Origin of the sequence: Aeromicrobium tamlense (genome assembly GCF_013408555.1) — a bacterium.
Taxonomy (GTDB): domain Bacteria; phylum Actinomycetota; class Actinomycetes; order Propionibacteriales; family Nocardioidaceae; genus Aeromicrobium; species Aeromicrobium tamlense.
The window spans coordinates 138,782-158,222 of the sequence record NZ_JACBZN010000001.1 but is presented as its reverse complement, the minus strand read 5'-3'; the positions used below and the strand labels follow the sequence as shown (position 1 = coordinate 158,222).

Sequence of the window (19,441 nt, the reverse complement as noted above, 5' to 3'; positions counted from 1 at the left end):
CGAGCATGGACAGAACCATACGACGGCACCGGCTACCCTTGACTTCTCCTACTACCTGGCAAGGGGATCGATGCGCCGTCTGACCGCCGCCATCGCCGCGACGGCGGCGATCCTGACGCTGTCGAGCTGCACCACCGACGCCGGCGTGCCCAGCGCCGACCGGACGACCGTGCCGCCGGAGATCGACTCGCACGAGTCCGGCCCGGCCAGCCCGATCGCGTACGGCCTGAGCGTGCCCGCCGGCGCCACCCAGCTGGGCCCGCTCGTCCGCTACCGCAGCGAGCGCCTCATCGCGGCGTACAAGCCCGAGCTCGATGCCGTGCGCGCCGAGCAGGCGCTGGAGGAGGCGGAGGAGGCCGAGGAGCAGGGCACCGAGGCCACCGAGACGCCGACCCCCACCCCCACGATCGACAACCGGCCCGAGGGCGACTTCTTCGAGGACCTCGAGGACCCGCCGAAGCCCGACACCTTCGTGTCGCTCATGCGCATCGACGGCAACCCCACGCTCGTGGTCCGCCGGCTGCTGGCCGAGCTGTCGGTGCTGCTGCCGGAGGCCGGCATCGTCACCGACGACCTCTCGGCCTACTGCAAGGCCAGCGACCGCCGCGTCACCGGATGCTCGCTCGACGTCTCGGGCACCACGCCGGGCGGCCGCGACCTGCGCGTCCGGATGAGTGTCGATCCCGGCGACGTGTCCACCCGCACCGGCAACTTCGCCTCGCTCGAGCGCCCCGTCATGCGCCTCGACGTCGCCTACGTCGGCGACCCGCGCGCCGGCCAGGAGGACCGGACGCCCGAGGACCTCGACAACCCGCCGCGCATCGAGGACACGGCCGAGAAGACCGACTGGATCTGGCCCAAGATGGACGAGGACGCCTCGGTCGACGAGCCCGTCATCGACGGCTTCTCGCCGCCGTCCAGCGCCACCGTCCTGCTGTCGGGGCAGCGCCCGCCGTTCGCCACGATGACCACGCTGCGGGCGTCGATCGCCACCGAGGTCGCAGAGCGGTTCACCAGCGAGCGCATCGAGGGCACCGTCCAGCGCGACGTGATGGCCGACCTCAACGAGGTCGTCATCTCCACGTGGGGCACCGGGGCCGACGGTCGCGAGGTCCGCACCGTGCACACGCTGTCGGCACGCGGCAACTACCTCTCGCTGTTCCTCAACCCCGCGTCCTGAGCCCCGGCTCGCTCGGGCTGTCGAGGGACGGCTGAGCCTCTAGGGTTGAGGCGATGAGCGAGCGTCAGCGAGTGAACGATGCAGAGGCCCGAATCGCGCCTCCGGCCTACCCTGCGCTTCGTGAGGCGGTGGCGCGATGAGTCGTCTCGATCCGCTGCCGGTCAGCACCTCTGCACCCAAGGAGCGCGTCGCCTACCTCGACAACGCGCGGTACTGGGTCATGCTCCTGGTCGTCATCGGCCACTCCCTGACCGAGCTGGTGGTGATGGACTCCGCCCGCGGCGTCTACACGTGGATCTACCTGTTCCACATGCCGTTCTTCGTGCTGATCTCGGGCTACACGGCTCGTCACTACGTGGGCGACTTCCGCCAGATCCGGCGCATCGTGTCGACCCTGATCGTGCCGTACCTCATCGTCGAGACCGGCCTGCAGCTGATCACCCGCCACTACGACGGCGAGCCCGAGCACTTCATGATCCTGTCGCCGCAGTGGCTCGGCTGGTTCCTGGCCGCCCTGTTCATCTGGCGTCTGACGACCCCCATCTGGCGGGCCCTGAAGTACCCGATCACCACCGCCGTGCTGATCTCCCTGCTCGCCGGCCTCATCGAGATCCCCAACGTGCTGGCGCTGCCGAAGGTCCTCGGCCTGCTGCCGTTCTACGTCATCGGGCTGCACTTCGACCGCGAGGTCTTCCTGTGGCTGGGTCACGCGCGCAACCGCATCGTCGCGGCGGTGCTGCTGGGCGGCTCCTTCGTCGTCTGCCTGGCGTTCGCGCAGTCCTGGGCCGACCGCTGGCCGCTCACGACGTGGCTGCTGTGGAAGGCCCGCTACGACGAGCTCGGCGCGGGTCCGCTCGAGGGCATCGCGATCCGGGCGCTGCTGCTCGTGATCGCCTTCGTGCTCACGCTGGCCGCCCTCTCGCTCGTGCCGCGGGGCCGCTCGTGGACCACGACGATGGGCGGGCGCACCTTCTACTGCTACCTGCTGCACGGCTTCGTCATCCTGTGGCTCGACCGTCACTTCGACCTGTGGCAGCGCATCGAGCCCTACGGCGCCACCGCCGTGCTGGGCTGCATCGCCACCGCGACGATCGTGGCCAACCTGCTCATGACGAAGCCGGTCGCCACGGTATTCCGCCCGGTCTTCGAGCCGCGACTGACGTGGATGTTCCGCGACCCGAGCGAGGACACCCAGCACCTCCCGGGCGATCACCCCGACGTGTGGGACCGCGGCGTCGAGCGCACCCTCCCCCGCCGTGCGCACCGGCCGCCGAGTCACCACCACCTCCGCTGAGCCCGGCGCCTCCGCCCGGGCATGACGAAGGGGCCCTGCCGATCGGCAGGGCCCCTTCGCGTTGACTCAGCTGTCGAAGCTGAAGTCGTAGTCGTCCAACGCCACCGGCGCCGCGTCCGAGGCTCCGAACTGGTAGTCGAAGCTGTCGTAGCCCGTGACCGCGTAGGCGTTCTGACGCGCCTCCTCGGTGGGCTCGACCCGGATGTTGCGGTACCGCTCCAGGCCGGTGCCGGCCGGGATCAGCTTGCCGATGATGATGTTCTCCTTCAGACCGCGCAGCGAGTCCGACTTGCCCTGGATCGCGGCCTCGGTGAGGACGCGGGTCGTCTCCTGGAAGGAGGCGGCCGACAGCCAGGACTCGACGGCCAGCGAGGCCTTCGTGATGCCCATCAGGACCGGACGGCCCGAGGCGGGGGTGCCGCCCTCGGCCACGACGCGACGGTTCTCCTCCTCGAAGATCGCGCGGTCCGCGAGATCGCCGGGGATGAGCTTGGCGTCACCCTGCTCGATGACCGTCACGCGACGGAGCATCTGGCGCACGATGATCTCGATGTGCTTGTCGTGGATCGCCACGCCCTGGCTGCGGTAGACCTCCTGGACCTCGTCCACGAGGTGCTCCTGCGCCTTGCGGACACCCAGGATGCGCAGGACCTCCTGCGGATCGGGCGTACCGTGCGTGAGCTGCTGACCGACCTCGACGGAGTCGTTGTCCTGGACCAGCAGGCGCGCACGCTTGGTGACCGGGTACTCCATCGGCTCGGCGCCGTCGTCGGGCGTGACCACGATCTTGCGACCCTTGTCGGTGTCGTCGATCGTGATGCGGCCCGCGGCCTCGGTGATCGGGGCCTTGCCCTTGGGCTGACGGGCCTCGAAGAGCTCCACGACGCGCGGCAGGCCGTGCGTGATGTCGTCACCGGCCACACCACCGGTGTGGAAGGTACGCATCGTCAGCTGGGTGCCGGGCTCACCGATCGACTGGGCCGCGATGGTGCCGACGGCCTCGCCGATGTCGACGAGCTTGCCGGTGGCCAGCGAACGGCCGTAGCACTTGGCGCAGGTGCCGGTCTTGGCGTCGCAGGTCAGGACCGTGCGCACCTTGATCGTCTCCACACCCGACGCGATGAGGTGGTTGATCTCGACGTCGCCGAGGTCCTCACCCGCACCGACCAGGACCTCGCCCGACTCCGGGTGGACGATGTCCACCGCGGCGTTGCGGGCGTAGGCCGACGTCTCGACGTTCTCGGCGGCGACGAGGGTGCCGTCGTCGAGACGCGTCGCGATCACCTTGGGCAGACCACGCTCGGTGCCGCAGTCCTCCTCGCGGATGATGACGTCCTGGCTGACGTCGACCAGACGACGGGTCAGGTAGCCCGAGTCGGCCGTGCGCAGCGCGGTGTCGGCCAGGCCCTTGCGAGCACCGTGGGTCGCGATGAAGTACTCGACGACCGACAGGCCCTCGCGGTAGTTCGCCTTGATCGGGCGCGGGATGATCTCGCCCTTCGGGTTGGCGACCAGGCCTCGCATGGCGGCGATCTGACGCAGCTGCATCATGTTGCCTCGCGCACCGGAGTTGACCATCATCCAGATCGGGTTGTCCCCGCTGGCCTTGAACATCTCCTCCATCGTGCCCGCGACCTCGGCCGTGGCCTGGGTCCAGATCTCGATGAGCTCCTGGCGACGCTCGTCCTCGGTGATGAGACCGCGGTCGAACTGCTGCTGAACCTTGGCGGCCTGACCCTCGTACTTCTCGAGGATCTTGCCCTTCTCCTCGGGGCTGACGACGTCGTCCATCGAGATCGTCACGCCCGAGCGGGTCGCCCAGTGGAAGCCGGCGTCCTTCAGGTTGTCCAGCGCGACGGCCACGTCGACCTTGCTGTAGCGCTCGGCGAGGTCGTTGACGATGACGCCGAGCTCCTTCTTGCCGACCTGGAAGTTGACGAACGGGTAGTCCTGCGGCAGGGCGTCGTTGAAGATCGCGCGGCCGAGCGTGGTCTCGCGGATCTCGCCGTCGATGCGGATCTTCACCTTGCTCTGCAGCGTGATCTCGCCACGCTCGAACGCCATCGTCGCCTCGGCCGGCGAGCTGAACGCACGACCCTCGCCCACGTGACCGTCACGGTCCAGGGTCAGGAAGTACAGGCCGATGATCATGTCCTGGGTGGGCATGGTCACCGGACGGCCGTCCGACGGCTTGAGGATGTTGTTCGTCGAGAGCATCAGGACGCGGGCCTCGGCCTGCGCCTCGGCGCTCAGCGGCAGGTGCACGGCCATCTGGTCACCGTCGAAGTCGGCGTTGAAGGCCGAGCAGACGAGCGGGTGGATCTGGATGGCCTTGCCCTCGATGAGCTGCGGCTCGAACGCCTGGATGCCCAGACGGTGCAGGGTGGGCGCGCGGTTCAGCAGCACGGGGTGCTCGGTGATGACCTCTTCGAGGACGTCCCACACGACCGGGCGGGCCCGCTCGACCATGCGCTTGGCGCTCTTGATGTTCTGCGCGTGGTTCAGGTCGACCAGACGCTTCATCACGAACGGCTTGAACAGCTCGAGCGCCATCTGCTTGGGCAGACCGCACTGGTGCAGCTTGAGCTGCGGGCCGACGACGATGACCGAACGGCCCGAGTAGTCGACGCGCTTGCCGAGCAGGTTCTGACGGAAGCGACCCTGCTTGCCCTCGAGCATGTCGGAGATCGACTTCAGCGGACGGTTGCCCGGACCCGTGACGGGACGGCCACGACGGCCGTTGTCGAACAGCGAGTCGACGGCCTCCTGCAGCATCCGCTTCTCGTTGTTGACGATGATCTCGGGCGCGCCGAGGTCGAGCAGCCGCTTGAGGCGGTTGTTGCGGTTGATCACGCGGCGGTACAGGTCGTTGAGGTCGGAGGTCGCGAAGCGGCCACCGTCGAGCTGGACCATCGGGCGCAGCTCCGGCGGGATCACCGGGACGGCGTCCAGGACCATGCCCGCCGGGTTGTTCTCGCTGCCCATGAAGGCCGAGACGACCTTGAGGCGCTTGAGGGCACGCGTCTTGCGCTGGCCCTTGCCCGTGGCGATGATCTCGCGCAGCGACTCGGCCTCGGCCTGGAGGTCGAAGTCCTGGAGGCGCTTCTGGATCGCCGCGGCGCCCATGAAGCCCTCGAAGTACTTGCCGAAGCGGTACTGCATCTCGCGGAAGAGCAGCTCGTCACCCTCGAGGTCTTGGACCTTGAGGTTCTTGAACCGGTCCCAGACCTCCTGGATGCGCGCGATCTCACGGTCGTGACGGTCGCGCAGCTGGCCCATCTCGCGCTCGGCCGCGTCGCGGACCTTGCGCAGCTCGGCCGCCTTGGCGTCCTCGGCCTCGAGCGCCGCGACGTCCTCCTCGAGCTTGACGGCCCGAGTGTTGATCGCGTCGTTCTTGCGGTTCTCGATCTGGTCGATCTCCTGACGGATCCGACCCTCGAGGCTGTCGAGGTCGCGGTGACGCGCGTCCTCGTCGACCGAGGTGATCATGTAGGCCGCGAAGTAGATGACCTTCTCCAGGTCCTTCGGGGCGAGGTCCAGCAGGTAGCCCAGCCGGCTCGGCACGCCCTTGAAGTACCAGATGTGCGTGACCGGGGCGGCGAGCTCGATGTGGCCCATCCGCTCACGGCGCACCTTGGAGCGGGTCACCTCGACGCCGCAGCGCTCACAGATGATGCCCTTGAAGCGCACGCGCTTGTACTTGCCGCAGTAGCACTCCCAGTCCCGGGTGGGACCGAAGATCTTCTCGCAGAAGAGTCCGTCACGCTCGGGCTTGAGCGTGCGGTAGTTGATCGTCTCCGGCTTCTTGACCTCGCCGAACGACCAGTTGCGGATGTCGTCGGCGGTCGCGAGACCGATCTTGAGCTGATCGAAGAAGTTCACGTCGAGCACGGTGTCTTCTTTCCCTTTCGAAAGGTGTGTGGAGTCCGGACTCAGAGCTCGTCGACGGACGACGGCTCGCGGCGGGACAGGTCGATACCGAGCTCCTCGGCGGCGCGGAAGAACTCCTCCTCGGAGTCCTTCATCTCGACGGCGGTGCCGTCGGCCGAGAGCACTTCGACGTTGAGACACAGCGACTGCATCTCCTTGACGAGAACCTTGAACGACTCCGGGATGCCCGGCTCGGGAACGTTCTCGCCCTTCACGATGGCTTCGTACACCTTGACGCGGCCGACGATGTCGTCGGACTTGATCGTCAGCAGCTCCTGCAGCGCGTACGCGGCGCCGTAGGCCTCGAGGGCCCAGACCTCCATCTCACCGAAGCGCTGGCCACCGAACTGGGCCTTACCGCCGAGCGGCTGCTGGGTGATCATCGAGTACGGGCCGGTCGAGCGCGCGTGGATCTTGTCGTCGACCAGGTGGTGCAGCTTCAGCATGTACATGTAGCCGACGCTGATCGGATCCGGGAACCGCTCGCCGGTGCGACCGTCGAACAGGCGCGCCTTGCCGTCGGGGCCGACCATGCGGTCGCCGTCGCGGTTCGGACGCGTGTTGGACAGCAGACCGGAGATCTCGTCCTCGCGAGCACCGTCGAACACCGGGGTGGCGATGTTCGTGTTCGGGTCGGCCGAGTCGGCACCGATCTTGCGCAGGCGCTCGGCCCACTCCTCCTTGGTGGAGTCGGGGACCTCCCAGCCGGCCTTGGCGATCCACCCGAGGTGGGTCTCCAGGACCTGGCCCACGTTCATGCGGCCGGGCACGCCGAGCGGGTTCAGGACGATGTCGACCGGCGATCCGTCCTCGAGGAACGGCATGTCCTCGACGGGCAGGATCTTGGCGATGACGCCCTTGTTGCCGTGGCGGCCGGCGAGCTTGTCGCCGTGGCTGATCTTGCGCTTCTGGGCCACGTAGACGCGGACCAGCTGGTTCACGCCGGGGCTCAGCTCGTCACCCTCGGACGCGTCGAAGACGCGGACGCCGATGACGGTGCCGGACTCGCCGTGCGGGACCTTGAGCGACGTGTCGCGCACCTCGCGCGCCTTCTCGCCGAAGATCGCGCGGAGCAGGCGCTCCTCGGGGGTCAGCTCGGTCTCGCCCTTGGGCGTGACCTTGCCGACGAGGATGTCGCCGTTGCCGACCTCGGCGCCGATGCGGATGATGCCGCGCTCGTCGAGGTTCGCGAGGGTCTCCTCGCTGACGTTCGGGACGTCGCGCGTGATCTCCTCGGGGCCCAGCTTGGTGTCGCGGGCGTCGACCTCGTGCTCCTCGATGTGGATCGAGGTCAGCAGGTCGTCCTGGACGACGCGCTGGGACAGGATGATCGCGTCCTCGTAGTTGTGACCCTGCCAGGGCATGAAGGCGACGAGCAGGTTGGTGCCCAGCGCCATCTCGCCCTCGTCGGTGCAGGGGCCGTCGGCCAGCGGCGTGCCGACCTCGACCCGCTGGCCCTCGCGCACCAGCGGACGCTGGTTCGTGCAGGTGCCCTGGTTCGAGCGACGGAACTTCGCCAGGCGGTACGTGGTGTACGTGCCCTCGTCCTCCATGATCTCGACGAGATCGGCGGAGACCTCCTTGACGACGCCGGCCTTCTTGGCGACGGTGACGTCGCCGGCGTCGACGGCGGCACGGAACTCCATGCCGGTGCCGACCAGCGGCGCGTCGTTGCGGATCAGCGGCACGGCCTGACGCTGCATGTTGGCGCCCATGAGCGCGCGGTTCGCGTCGTCGTGCTCGAGGAACGGGATCAGCGCGGTCGCGACCGACACCATCTGGCGCGGCGAGACGTCCATGTAGTCGACCTCGCCGGCCGGGCGGAGCTCGGCCTCGCCGCCACGCTGGCGCACCAGCACGGCGTCCTCGGCGAACGTGCCGTCCTCGTTGAGGACCGAGTTCGCCTGCGCGACGATGTAGCGGTCCTCGTCGGTGGCGGTCAGGTAGTCGATCTGGTCGCTGACCTTGCCGTCGACGACGCGGCGGTACGGCGTCTCGACGAAGCCGAACGGGTTGATCCGTCCGAACGACGCGAGCGAGCCGATCAGGCCGATGTTCGGGCCCTCGGGCGTTTCGATCGGGCACATGCGGCCGTAGTGCGACGGGTGGACGTCGCGGACCTCGTAGCCGGCGCGCTCACGCGACAGACCACCCGGGCCGAGGGCCGACAGACGACGCTTGTGCGTCAGGCCCGCGAGCGGGTTGTTCTGGTCCATGAACTGCGACAGCTGGCTGGTGCCGAAGAACTCCTTCAGCGCCGCCGTGATCGGACGGATGTTGATCAGGGTCTGCGGCGTGATCGCCTCGACGTCCTGGGTCGTCATCCGCTCGCGCACGACGCGCTCCATGCGGGCCAGGCCGGTGCGGAGCTGGTTCTGGATCAGCTCGCCGACCGTGCGCATGCGACGGTTGCCGAAGTGGTCGATGTCGTCGGCCTCGACCGGGACGGTGCCGGCCGGGGTCTCGAGCTCGGTGGCGCCGTCGTGGAGGGCCACGACGTAGCGGATCGTGGCGACGATGTCGTCGAGCGTCAGCGTCTGCTGGTCGAACGCGGCGTCGGTGCCGAGCTTCTTGTTGATCTTGTGGCGACCGACCTTGGCCGTGTCGTACCGCTTCGGGTTGAAGTAGTAGTTCTCCAGCAGGGTCTGCGCGGCCTCGACGCTCGGCGGCTCGCCCGGACGCAGCTTGCGGTAGATGTCGATGAGCGAGCGGCGGGTGACCTCGGCGTCGACCATCTCGTTGGTGACGGCGGTGTCGCGGGCCTTCTTCTCGAGCTCCTCGCGCACGATCTCGCTGCGGACGGAGTCCTTCTCCATCGTGATGCGGATCGACTCGTACTGGCCGAACTCCTCGACGATGCGCTCCTCGGTGAACCCGAGGGCCTTGAGGAGCATCGTGACGGACTGCTTGCGCTTGCGGTCGAGACGGACGCCGACGATGTCGCGCTTGTCGATCTCGAACTCCAGCCACGCACCGCGCGACGGGATGACGCGCGCCGTGAAGATGTCCTTGTCGGACGTCTTGTCGGGGGTGCGCTCGAAGTAGACGCCCGGCGAGCGGACGAGCTGGGAGACGACGACACGCTCGGTGCCGTTGATGATGAAGGTGCCCTTGTCGGTCATGAGCGGGAACTCGCCCATGAAGACGGTCTGGCTCTTGATCTCGCCGGTCTCGTTGTTCATGAACTCGGCGGTGACGAACAGGGGGGCGGCGTACGTGACGTCGCGGTCCTTGCAGTCCTCGACCGAGTACTTCGCGGGCTCGAAGCGGTGGTCGCGGAAGGACAGGCTCATCGTCTCGGAGAAGTCCTCGATGGGGCTGATCTCCTCGAAGATCTCCTCCAGGCCGGACTTGCCGGAGACGTCGTTGCGCCCGGCGGCCAGATCGGCCTCGACGCGCTCGCGCCAGGCATCGCTGCCGATCAGCCAGTCGAAGCTGTCGGTCTGCAGGGAGAGAAGCTCAGGAACCTCGAGCGGTTCGGCGATCTTCGCGAACGAGATGCGCGAGGTGGTGTTCGTGGGTGCGGCGGTACGCGAGGCGGCCAAGAGAAGTCCTTCCGAAGGAACTCGCATGCGGTGAACGTGGCGGTTCTGTACTCTTCAGTTGTCGTCGAGCGGCTCGTGCCGCTCCACCACACGGCTGGTGCCGTGTGCGCGCACGCTTCGGGAGCCCCGTCAAGTCCTGCACACAGCGAGCAGGACGGAACCAGGGCATGACAAAGTGGGCGCGAACCTCAAGCCTATCGCGCCGACACTCCGATATCAACCCCGGGTCTTGACATCGGCGCGATGATCGGGAACGATCATTCGTTTCCCCTTTGCTCCCGGCGAATTCGACACTCCCCCGGAAACGGCGAAGACGCCCGTCCCCCGAGGGGAACGAGCGCCTTCGCGCGAGCAGTCAGCCGAAGATCACTTGAGGGTGATCGTGGCGCCGGCGGCCTCGAGGGCCTCCTTGGCCTTGTCGGCGGTCTCCTTGTTGACACCCTCGAGGACGGCCTTGGGGGCGCCCTCGACGAGGTCCTTGGCCTCCTTCAGGCCCAGGCTCGTGAGGCCACGGACCTCCTTGATGACCTGGATCTTCTTGTCGCCGGCCGACTCGAGGACGACGTCGAACTCGTCCTTCTCCTCAGCGGCGGCGGCGTCGCCGCCACCAGCGGCGGGAGCGCCCGCGGCAGCCACGGCCACCGGAGCGGCGGCGGTGACCTCGAAGGTCTCCTCGAACTGCTTCACGAACTCCGAGAGCTCGATCAGCGTCATCTCCTTGAAGGCATCCAACAGCTCGTCGGTGCTCAGCTTCGCCATGATTGGCGTCCTTTCTGCAATGAGACCCCGAGGGGGTCCCGATGGGAATCGGGCGGTTCAGCCCTCGGTGACGTCGGTCTCGACGTTCTCGGTGTCCGACTCGGCCGCGGGGGCCTCGTCGGCGGGTGCCTGCTCGGCGGTCTCGGCGGCGGGAGCACCCGCAGCCAGGACCGACGGATCGGCTTCGGCCTTCGCCTGCAGCGCCGCGATGGTGCGGGCCGCCTGCGACAGCGGGGCGTTGAACAGCCCCGCGGCCTTGGCCAGGTTGGCCTTGAGGCCACCAGCGAGCTTGGCGAGGAGGACCTCGCGCGACTCGAGGTCGGCCAGCTTGTTGATCTCGTCGGCGGAGAGCGTCTTCCCCTCGAGGAAGCCGCCCTTCAGGACGAGAGCGGGGTTAGCCTTCGCGAAGTCGCGCAGACCCTTCGCCGCATCGACCGGATCGCCCGTGATGAAGGCGATCGCGGTGGGACCGGTGAGCAACGACTCGTCGAGCTCGAGGCCGGCATCCCTCGCGGCGATCTTGGTCAGCGTGTTCTTGGCGACGGCATAGCTCGCGGCATCGCCAAGCGCGCGCCGCAGATCCTGCAGCTGCTTGACGTTGAGGCCGCGGTACTCGGTGAGCACCGCGCCGTTGGACTCGCGGAAGCTGTCCGCGAGCTCGGCGACGGCTGCTGCCTTGTCCGGGCGTGCCATGGGTCTCCTTCACTGTCATGCGAAGACCACCTGCACGAGAAGAGCGTCCCGTGCCACTGGCACAGGACGCTCGTGTGAACGCAGGGACGAACCCTGATCTGCACCTGCGCAGGTCGCCCTCTCGGGCACTTCGGGTGACTCGTGGGAGACACCACCGGCGGTCTTCGGCTCGTCCAGTCTAGGCGGCCGCCGGTGGTTCCTCCAAATCGGGGTCGCTCAGCCCTCGCGCGTGGGGTCGGCGGTCGGGAACGCGCCGAGGCCCTTCATGTCCGAGATCTCGTCCTTGGCCGGGGCCTCGACCTCGACGGGCTCACCCCACTTGCTCCAGGTGATGGTGCTCTCGGTGCCGGCCAGGTCCATCGTCATCTTGCGCAGGAGGTCGTCGGCGCCGACGTGCATGACGTAGCGCAGCTCCTTCGGCATCGACTTCGGCAGCTGCTGGCCCTGCTCCTCGAGCACCTTGGCGGTGTCGACCGCGACCTCGATCCTCGTCGTGTCGACGCCGTCGACCTGGCCGCCGTCGCCCTGGTTGTCGAACTCGACCAGCGCGGACTTGAAGGTCTCCAGCTGCGCCGTGGGGTCGGCCTGGTCGGCCATCGAGCCGTACTGCTTCGCCAGCGGGCTGTCGGGATCGGTGAGGTCGATCTTGGCGTACTTGCCGCCGGTCATCTCGCCCATCTTGAGGTACATCACGCCCTCGACCAGGCGCAGGTCCATCGTCATCGCGCCCATGTCCATCGTGAGGTGCGAGGCGGAGTCGGTGACCGACTCGGCCATCTGCACGTCGCCGTTCATCGTGATGGACTGGCCGCCCATGCCGGAGGTCATCTCCATGTGGGCGCTGCCGGCCTCGAGCTGGGCCGCGCTGAGGCGCTCGACGAAGTTGTCCTGCGTGAGCTCGCCCTCGGCCGGAGCCGCGGCCGGCTCCTTCGCGGCGGCCGCGGCGCTGGGGCCGTCGGAGGCGGCCGGCGTGGTGTCACCGTCCCCGGAGCCGCCACAGGCGGAGGTGAGTGCCAGCAGGCCGGCGGCGAGCGAGATCCCGAGCGTCTTCCTCATGCCGCCGACCCTACCCGGCGGGACCCACCAGCCCTGCATGCGAACGCGACGACGCCGCCCTCGCGAGGAGGACGGCGTCGTCGGGTGAACGTGAAGGCTCAGGCCTCCTCGTCGACCGCCCAGTTGCGCGAGCGCGAGGGGTCGACCGGGATGCCGGGGCCGTTCGTGGTGGAGATCGTGGCGCGCTTGATGTAGCGGCCCTTCGAGCTGGCCGGCTTGAGACGCAGGATCTCCTCGATGGCGGTGCCGTAGTTCTCGGCGAGCTGCTCGGCCGAGAACGACGCCTTGCCCACGATGAAGTGGACGTTGGCGTGACGGTCCACGCGGAACTCGATCTTGCCGCCCTTGATGTCGCCGACGGCCTTGGCCACGTCGGTGGTGACGGTGCCGGTCTTGGGGTTCGGCATCAGGTTGCGGGGGCCGAGGACACGACCGAGGCGGCCGACCTTGCCCATCATGTCGGGCGTGGCGACGACGGCGTCGAAGTCGAGCCAGCCCTCGTTGATCTTGTCGACGAGCTCGTCGGCACCGACGAAGTCGGCACCGGCCTCACGAGCGGCATCGGCGTTGGCGCCGGTGGCGAAGACCAGGACCCGGGCGGTCTTGCCGGTCCCGTGCGGCAGGTTGACGGTGCCACGCACCATCTGGTCCGCCTTGCGGGGATCGACGCCGAGACGCACGACGGCGTCGACGGTCGAGTCGTACTTGGTGGAGCCGGACTCCTTGGCCAGGGTGGTGGCCTGGAGCGGCGTGTAGAGCGCGTCGCGGTCGATCTTCTCGGCGACGGCGCGGTACGCCTTGCTGCGCTGTGTCATGACTGGCTTCTCTCTCTGTACCAGGTGTGGTGCGGGCCCAGCTGGCCCTTCCACGGGGGATGTTCGGGGTGGTTCAGCCGTCGATGGTGACGCCCATGGAGCGGGCGGTTCCCTCGACGATCTTCATGGCGCCGTCGATGTCGTTGGCGTTGATGTCGGGCATCTTCGTCTGGGCGATCTCGCGCACCTGATCCTTGGTGAGCTTGCCGACCTTGTCCTTGTTCGGGACGGACGAGCCCTTCGACAGGCCGGCGGCCTTCTTGATCAGCTCGGCGGCCGGCGGCGTCTTCGTGATGAAGGTGAACGAGCGGTCCTCGTAGATCGTGATCTCGACGGGGACGACGTTGCCGCGCATGGACTCGGTCTGGGCGTTGTACGCCTTGCAGAAGTCCATGATGTTGACGCCGTGCGGGCCGAGCGCGGTGCCGACGGGCGGCGCCGGGTTGGCCTGGCCGGCCTGCAGCTGCACCTTGACGACAGCTGCGACCTTCTTCTTGGGAGGCATTTCGGGTCCTTCTAACTGGTTGTGCGTTCTGTGTCCGTCACCGCTCGAACGGCTCGGCGACCGACCTTTGATCGCGGGGCGATCAAACCTTCTGGATGTAGTCGAACGGCAGCTCGACCGAGGTCTCGCGACCGAAGATCTCGACGAGGCCCTTGACCTTCTGGCCCTCGAGGTTGATCTCGGTGATCGTCGCGTGCAGCGTGGCGAACGGCCCGTCGATGACGAGGACCGAGTCGCCGGCGGCGAAGTCGCTGAACTCGACCTTGGCGGGTGCGCTCTGCTGCGGCTCGGCGGTGGCGGTGGCCTCCGCGGCGACCTCGGCCTCGACGGCCGGGGCGAGCATCTTCTCGACCTCGGACAGGCTCAGCGGCACCGGCTGGTGCGCGTTGCCGACGAATCCGGTGACCGACGGCGTGTGGCGCACGACGCCCCACGAGTCGTCGGTGAGGTCCATGCGGACGAGCACGTAGCCCGGGAGCACGGTGCGCTTGACGAGCTTGCGCTGGCCGTTCTTGATCTCGGCGACCTCTTCGGTCGGCACGACGATCTCGTGGATGTAGTCCTCGGCGTTGAGCGCGACCTTGCGGTTCTCGAGGTTCTGCTGGACGCGCTTCTCCATGCCGGCGTACGTGTGGATCACGTACCAGTCGCCGGGCTGGCTCCAGAGGCGGTCGCGGAACTCCTGCAGGGGGTCGACGGACTCCTCGTCGGCCGCGTCGGCCGCGTCGGCCTCGGAGGTCTCGGTCGCGGCGTCGGTGTCGGCGTCGGCGGCCTCGTCCGCGCCCTCGGCGTCGGGGGTCTCGTCGGACGACGGCTCGTGCGCGGACGTCTCGTCCACGGGCGCGTCGGTCTCGTCGAATTCGGAGGTCAAGATGTCAGTCCTTGGTCTAGGCGAAGATGGCGAACGCGGCCTTGCCGAACGCGTAGTCCAGTGCGGAGACGAACGCCATCATGATCAGCACGAAGACGAGCACGACGAAGAAGTAGTTGACGACCTGCGGACGGGTCGGCCACACCACCTTGCGCAGCTCGGCGACCACCTGGCGGTAGAACGTGAGCGGGGACGTGCGCTTGGTGCGCGTCCCGGCCAGTTCGTGATTCTCGCTCACGGTGCTCCTTCGTCGAACGGTGTCGGCTCACCGCCGACCTTGCAGGGCACGAGGGACTTGAACCCCCAACCTTCGGTTTTGGAGACCGATGCGCTGCCAGTTGCGCCAGTGCCCTTTCGCCCGGTTCCGGGCATGACGAAACAGGGTGAGTTTCGCCGGTTTCGTCAAGTGTACGCGGCCGGGCCACGAATGCGAAACCGGGCTTCCCCGGTGTCCCCCGAGCCCCTCTCCCACGGCCGTGACACGATGGCCGCGTGCGGCCCCTGACGACTCTTCCCAAGGCTCACCTGCACCTGCACTTCACCGGGTCGATGCGTCACGGCACGCTCATCGAGCTGGCCGAGCGCGACGGCGTGCACCTGCCCTCGGCGCTCGTCGAGGAGTGGCCGCCGCAGCTCTCCGCCGCCGACGAGAAGGGCTGGTTCCGCTTCCAGCGACTCTACGACGTGGCGCGCTCGGTCCTGCGCACGGAGGACGACGTGCGCCGCCTCGTGCGCGAGGCCGCCGAGGACGATCTCGCCGACGGCTGCGTGTGGACCGAGATCCAGGTCGACCCCTCCGGCTTCGCCGCGCGCTTCGGCGGCATCACCGCGTTCACCGACCTCGTGCTGGACGCGGTGCGTGACGCCTCGGCCTCGACCGGCCTGGGGATGAGCCTCATCGTGGCGGCCAACCGCACGCGGCACCCGATGGACGCGCGCACCCTCGCCCGCCTCGCGGCGCAGTACGCGGGCCGCGGCGTGCACGGATTCGGGCTCTCCAACGACGAGCGGCGGGGCGACACGGCCGCGTTCGGCCCGGCGTTCCGCATCGCCGACCGCGCGGGACTCGTGCTGGCGCCCCACGGTGGCGAGCTGCGCGGGCCCGACCACGTGCGCCAGTGCCTCACCCACCTCGCGCCCCACCGGCTGGGCCACGGCGTGCGGGCGGCCGAGGATCCCCGGCTGCTGGAGACGATCGCGAACGCCGGGATCGGCCTCGAGGTGTGCCCTGCCTCCAACGTCGCGCTCGGCGTCTACGCCACGATCGACGAGGTCCCGGTGCGCGACCTGCTCGAGGCCGGGGTCGACGTCGCCCTCGGCGCCGACGACCCCCTGCTGTTCGGCACCCGCCTCGCGGGCCAGTACGCCCTCCTGCGCGCCGCGCAGAACTTCAGCGACGAGGAGCTCGCCGAGCTGGCCCGGCGGTCGCTGCGCGCCTCGCACGCCCCGGACGACCTGCGCGCCTCCGCCCTCGCGGGTGTCGAGGCCTGGCTGACCGACGCACGTGGAACGATGGCGCCATGAGCGACAACCAGCCGCCGTACCCCGGCGATTCCTCGGGTCAGCAGCCGAACGACCCCACCCCGGGCCCCGAGCAGCCCGGACACTCCGGACAGCCCGCGTACCCCGGCCAGCAGCCCTACGGCGCCCAGCCCGGCCAGCCGTACCCCGGTCAGCAGCAGTGGGGCGCGCCCGGCCAGCAGCAGTGGGGCGCTCCCCCGCCCAAGCACCCCAAGGCCACCCTCGTGCTCATCCTGGGCATCCTGGGCCTCATCGTGTGCGGCGTCCTGGCGCCCTTCGCCTGGGTGATGGGCAACCGCGCCGTCGCCGAGATCGATGCGAACCCGGGCGTCTACGACGGTCGCGGCGAGGCGCAGGCCGGCCGCATCCTGGGCATCATCGGCAGCGTCCTGCTGATCATCGGCGTCGTGGTGTTCGTCTTCGTGATCGTGCTGATCATGATCGGCGTCGCGTCGTCCTCGACCAGCACGTCGGACTACTCCGACCTCTCGCTGATCTCGCTGTTCTCCTGAGTGCCGTCGGCGCCGGCTACAGGTCGGCGCCGACGAGCACCGGCTCGTTGACGAGCCGGATCCCGAACTCCCGCTGCACCCCGTCGCGCACCTCGCGCGCCAGGTCGAGCAGCTCGGCCGTGGTGGCGCCCCCGCGATTGGTGAGGGCCAGCACGTGCTTGCCGGAGAGGCCCACGGGGCCCCGGCTGAACCCCTTCTCGAAGCCCGCGTGATCGATGAGCCATGCGGCACTGGTCTTGACCGACCCGTCGGGCTGCTCGAAGCGCGGAGCGCCCTCGGGCAGCGCCGCGGCCTCCTGCGCCGAGAGGATCGGGTTGGTGAAGAACGACCCGGCGCTCCACGTGTCGTGGTCGTCGGCGTCGAGCACCATCCCCTTGCCCCGCCGCAGCGCCAGCACCGTCTCGCGGACCTGCGCCAGGCGCGCCCTGGCGCCGACCTCGACGCCGAGGTGGCGGGCCAGCTCGGCGTAGCGCACGGGGGCGCTGAGCGCGCCGGCGAAGCGCAGCTGGAAGGCGACCGTGAGCACGACGAAGCGGCCGGGCTCGTCCTTGAAGCGGCTGTGCCGGTAGGCGAAGCCGAGGTCGGTGAACATGAGCGTGCGGACGCGCTGCTCGACGCGGTCCCACGTGCGGACGCTGACGATCGTGTCGGCGACCTCCTGGCCGTAGGCGCCCACGTTCTGGATCGGGGTGGCACCGACCGATCCGGGAATGCCCGCGAGGGCCTCGACGCCCTCCCAGTCCTGCGCGACGGCGTGGGCGACGAACCCGTCCCAGCTCTCGCCGGCCGCCACCGTGACCATGGCGCCGCTGCACGCGTCGGCCGAGACCTCGATCCCGCGCGTGCGGATCAGCACGACGGTGCCCTCGAAGCCGTCGTCCGCGACGACGAGGTTGCTGCCGCCGCCGACCAGCAGCACCGGCTCGCCGGCCTCGTCGGCCGAGCGGACGGCGGCGATCAGCTCGTCCTCGGTGGTGGCCTCCACGACCTCTCGGGCCGGGCCTCCCAGGCGCAGCGTGGTGACCTCGGACAAGTGCATGCCGGTGACGCTAGCAGGCGGCTTCGGGAGGCCTGACAAACGTCGACGACCCCCGTGCCCAGGGGCACGGGGGTCGTCGGAAGTCGGGTTCAGCGCGTCTCGCGGTGCGCCTGGTGGGCGTCGCAGCGCGGGCAGTACTTCTTGACCTCGAGGCGGTCGGGATCGTTGCGACGGTTCTTCTTCGTGATGTAGTTGCGTTCCTTGCACTCAGTGCAGGCCAAGGTGATCTTGGGACGAACGTCGGAGCTCTTGCTGGCCACGGTGTGCCTCTTCTGGTCGGTGCCCCGCCCGTTCCCGGGCGGGTGATGTGATGCTGACTTGCCGGTTCGGTAGCTGGGGCGGGGCTCGAACCCGCGACCTCACGATTATGAGTCGTGCGCTCTGACCAACTGAGCTACCCAGCCACGGAGTTGCGAGTCGCCTCGCTCCTCAGAGCCCCTTTACGGAATCGAACCGTAGACCTTTTCCTTACCATGGAAACGCTCTGCCGACTGAGCTAAAGGGGCAAGCCGACAAGTAAAGATACCGGGTCAGGTGCCGGGTTCCCAAATCGGGGTGGGCACGTCGTCGCACGACCCCGGCATCGCAGGGATTATCGAGCGGCTCGGGCGAGTCGGGAGGGCCACGACGGGCCCCCGTAGATGAAGCCCGTGTACGCCTGGACGAGGTCGGCGCCGGCCTCGATCCGGGCCCTCACGTCGGCCTCGTGGGTGACCCCGCCGACCCCGATGAGGGTGAGTCCCTCGCCGGCCCGCGCGCGGATCCGGCGCAGCACCTCGGTGGCGCGCTCGGCCAGGATCGGGCCGGACAGGCCGCCGGCTCCCGCAGCGTCGACGACCTCGCGTGACGTGCGCAGCGCGTCGGGCCGGGCGATCGTCGTGTTGGTGGCGCTGATGCCGTCGAGACCGAGCTCGAGGACGAGGTCGGTGACCTGGTCGATGTCCTCGTCGGCGAGGTCGGGCGCGATCTTCACCACCAATGGCACGCGGCGGCCGTGGTTGCCGTCAGCGACGGCCTTGACCGCAGCCAGGATCGGCTCGAGCGACTCGACGGCCTGCAGGTCGCGCAGCCCGGGCGTGTTCGGGCTCGAGACGTTGACGACGAGGTAGTCCGCGTAGGGCGACAGCAGGCGCGCACTCTCGACGTAGTCCTGCGCGGCACGCTCGGCGGGGACGACCTTCGTCTTGCCGATGTTGACGCCGATGACGGCCCGCTGCCCGGCGGCGGTGCCGCGCAGGCGGTGCAGGCGCGCGGCCACCTGGGCCGCGCCGTCGTTGTTGAATCCCATCCGGTTGACGATCGCGTGGTCGTCGACGAGCCGGAACAGACGCGGGCGCTCGTTGCCGGGCTGCGGGCGGGCGGTGACCGTGCCGATCTCGACGTGGCCGAAGCCCAGGGCGAGCAGGCCGAGGACGCCGCGCGCGTTCTTGTCGAAGCCGGCGGCGAGGCCGAAGCGGTGCGGGAACTCGACGCCCATGACGGTGACGGGGCTCGGCTCGACGCGGCAGGCCAGCGAGGTCAGCGGGCGACCTGCGCGGATCGCGGCGAAGGCACGCTCGTGGATCCGCTCGGGATCCATGCGGGCGAAGACGGTGTCGAAGAGCGCGTCGTAGGCCACGGCGACCACCCTAGGCCACCGCCGACCTCACCCCTCCGGTGCGCGAGATCTGTGGCACTTTCCACCCTTTTCGCGCCGGATCCGCCCGAACCAGTGGATGCCG

General features: G+C 68.9%; 16 protein-coding genes and 3 tRNA genes. 4 read left to right on the top strand and 15 right to left on the bottom strand.

Annotated features, from left to right (window positions below):
• The first annotated feature begins 70 nt into the window (after positions 1-70).
• Entirely contained in the window at positions 71-1,180 is a 1,110-nt protein-coding gene (locus BJ975_RS00800; protein ID WP_179422711.1) for a hypothetical protein, read from the top strand.
• 136 nt (positions 1,181-1,316) lie between these two features.
• Positions 1,317-2,474 carry an acyltransferase family protein gene (locus BJ975_RS00795; RefSeq protein ID WP_179422709.1) on the top strand — a complete coding sequence of 386 codons (1,158 nt, stop codon included), beginning with the start codon at positions 1,317-1,319 and terminating at the stop codon, positions 2,472-2,474.
• A 66-nt stretch (positions 2,475-2,540) separates the two neighbouring features.
• On the opposite strand, the gene BJ975_RS00790 is transcribed toward BJ975_RS00795, so the two are convergent.
• The 10 genes from BJ975_RS00790 to BJ975_RS00745 all read right to left on the bottom strand — a co-directional run bounded on the left by BJ975_RS00790 (position 2,541) and on the right by BJ975_RS00745 (position 15,001).
• A complete protein-coding gene (locus BJ975_RS00790) occupies positions 2,541-6,365 on the bottom strand; it encodes a DNA-directed RNA polymerase subunit beta' (protein WP_179422707.1) in 3,825 nt (1,274 codons plus the stop codon).
• A gap of 41 nt (positions 6,366-6,406) precedes the next feature.
• Complete coding sequence (rpoB, locus tag BJ975_RS00785) at positions 6,407-9,949, bottom strand: DNA-directed RNA polymerase subunit beta (RefSeq protein WP_179422705.1); 3,543 nt, start codon at positions 9,947-9,949, stop codon at positions 6,407-6,409.
• Positions 9,950-10,315: 366 nt separating this feature from the next.
• Complete coding sequence (gene rplL, locus BJ975_RS00780; RefSeq protein WP_179422703.1) at positions 10,316-10,708, bottom strand: 50S ribosomal protein L7/L12; 393 nt, start codon at positions 10,706-10,708, stop codon at positions 10,316-10,318.
• A 57-nt stretch (positions 10,709-10,765) separates the two neighbouring features.
• A complete protein-coding gene (rplJ, locus tag BJ975_RS00775) occupies positions 10,766-11,401 on the bottom strand; it encodes a 50S ribosomal protein L10 (RefSeq protein ID WP_179422701.1) in 636 nt (211 codons plus the stop codon).
• A 216-nt stretch (positions 11,402-11,617) separates the two neighbouring features.
• Complete coding sequence (locus BJ975_RS00770) at positions 11,618-12,457, bottom strand: hypothetical protein (RefSeq protein WP_179422699.1); 840 nt, start codon at positions 12,455-12,457, stop codon at positions 11,618-11,620.
• Positions 12,458-12,555: 98 nt separating this feature from the next.
• Positions 12,556-13,272, bottom strand: coding sequence for a 50S ribosomal protein L1 (rplA, locus tag BJ975_RS00765; RefSeq protein WP_179422697.1), 717 nt, complete (start codon positions 13,270-13,272; stop codon positions 12,556-12,558).
• A 73-nt stretch (positions 13,273-13,345) separates the two neighbouring features.
• Complete coding sequence (gene rplK / locus BJ975_RS00760) at positions 13,346-13,777, bottom strand: 50S ribosomal protein L11 (RefSeq protein ID WP_179422695.1); 432 nt, start codon at positions 13,775-13,777, stop codon at positions 13,346-13,348.
• Positions 13,778-13,859: 82 nt separating this feature from the next.
• The gene (nusG, locus tag BJ975_RS00755) at positions 13,860-14,648 is read right to left on the bottom strand and encodes a transcription termination/antitermination protein NusG (protein ID WP_218845697.1); all 789 of its coding nucleotides are present in this window, start codon (positions 14,646-14,648) and stop codon (positions 13,860-13,862) included.
• A gap of 16 nt (positions 14,649-14,664) precedes the next feature.
• Complete coding sequence (gene secE, locus BJ975_RS00750; protein WP_179422693.1) at positions 14,665-14,886, bottom strand: preprotein translocase subunit SecE; 222 nt, start codon at positions 14,884-14,886, stop codon at positions 14,665-14,667.
• Between the two features lie 42 nt (positions 14,887-14,928).
• Positions 14,929-15,001, bottom strand: a tRNA-Trp gene (locus tag BJ975_RS00745).
• 139 nt (positions 15,002-15,140) lie between these two features.
• Between BJ975_RS00745 and BJ975_RS00740 the strand changes: the two genes are divergently transcribed.
• Entirely contained in the window at positions 15,141-16,172 is a 1,032-nt protein-coding gene (locus BJ975_RS00740) for an adenosine deaminase (RefSeq protein WP_179422691.1), read from the top strand.
• Entirely contained in the window at positions 16,169-16,681 is a 513-nt protein-coding gene (locus BJ975_RS00735) for a DUF4190 domain-containing protein (protein WP_179422689.1), read from the top strand. The genes BJ975_RS00740 and BJ975_RS00735 overlap by 4 nt, the downstream gene beginning before the upstream one ends.
• Positions 16,682-16,697: 16 nt before the next feature.
• Here the strand turns inward: BJ975_RS00735 and BJ975_RS00730 are convergent, their stop codons facing one another.
• The 5 genes from BJ975_RS00730 to BJ975_RS00710 form a co-directional block, all read right to left on the bottom strand.
• On the bottom strand, positions 16,698-17,720 hold the full coding sequence (locus BJ975_RS00730; protein ID WP_179422687.1) for a UDP-N-acetylmuramate dehydrogenase: 1,023 nt from the start codon (positions 17,718-17,720) through the stop codon (positions 16,698-16,700).
• A gap of 89 nt (positions 17,721-17,809) precedes the next feature.
• On the bottom strand, positions 17,810-17,980 hold the full coding sequence (gene rpmG, locus BJ975_RS00725) for a 50S ribosomal protein L33 (RefSeq protein ID WP_179422685.1): 171 nt from the start codon (positions 17,978-17,980) through the stop codon (positions 17,810-17,812).
• A gap of 70 nt (positions 17,981-18,050) precedes the next feature.
• Positions 18,051-18,124, bottom strand: a tRNA-Met gene (locus tag BJ975_RS00720).
• A gap of 29 nt (positions 18,125-18,153) precedes the next feature.
• A tRNA-Thr gene (locus BJ975_RS00715) sits at positions 18,154-18,226 on the bottom strand.
• Between the two features lie 86 nt (positions 18,227-18,312).
• Positions 18,313-19,338 (bottom strand): quinone-dependent dihydroorotate dehydrogenase, encoded by a 1,026-nt coding sequence (locus BJ975_RS00710; protein WP_179422683.1) that lies wholly within the window; start codon positions 19,336-19,338, stop codon positions 18,313-18,315.
• Positions 19,339-19,441: the final 103 nt, after the last annotated feature.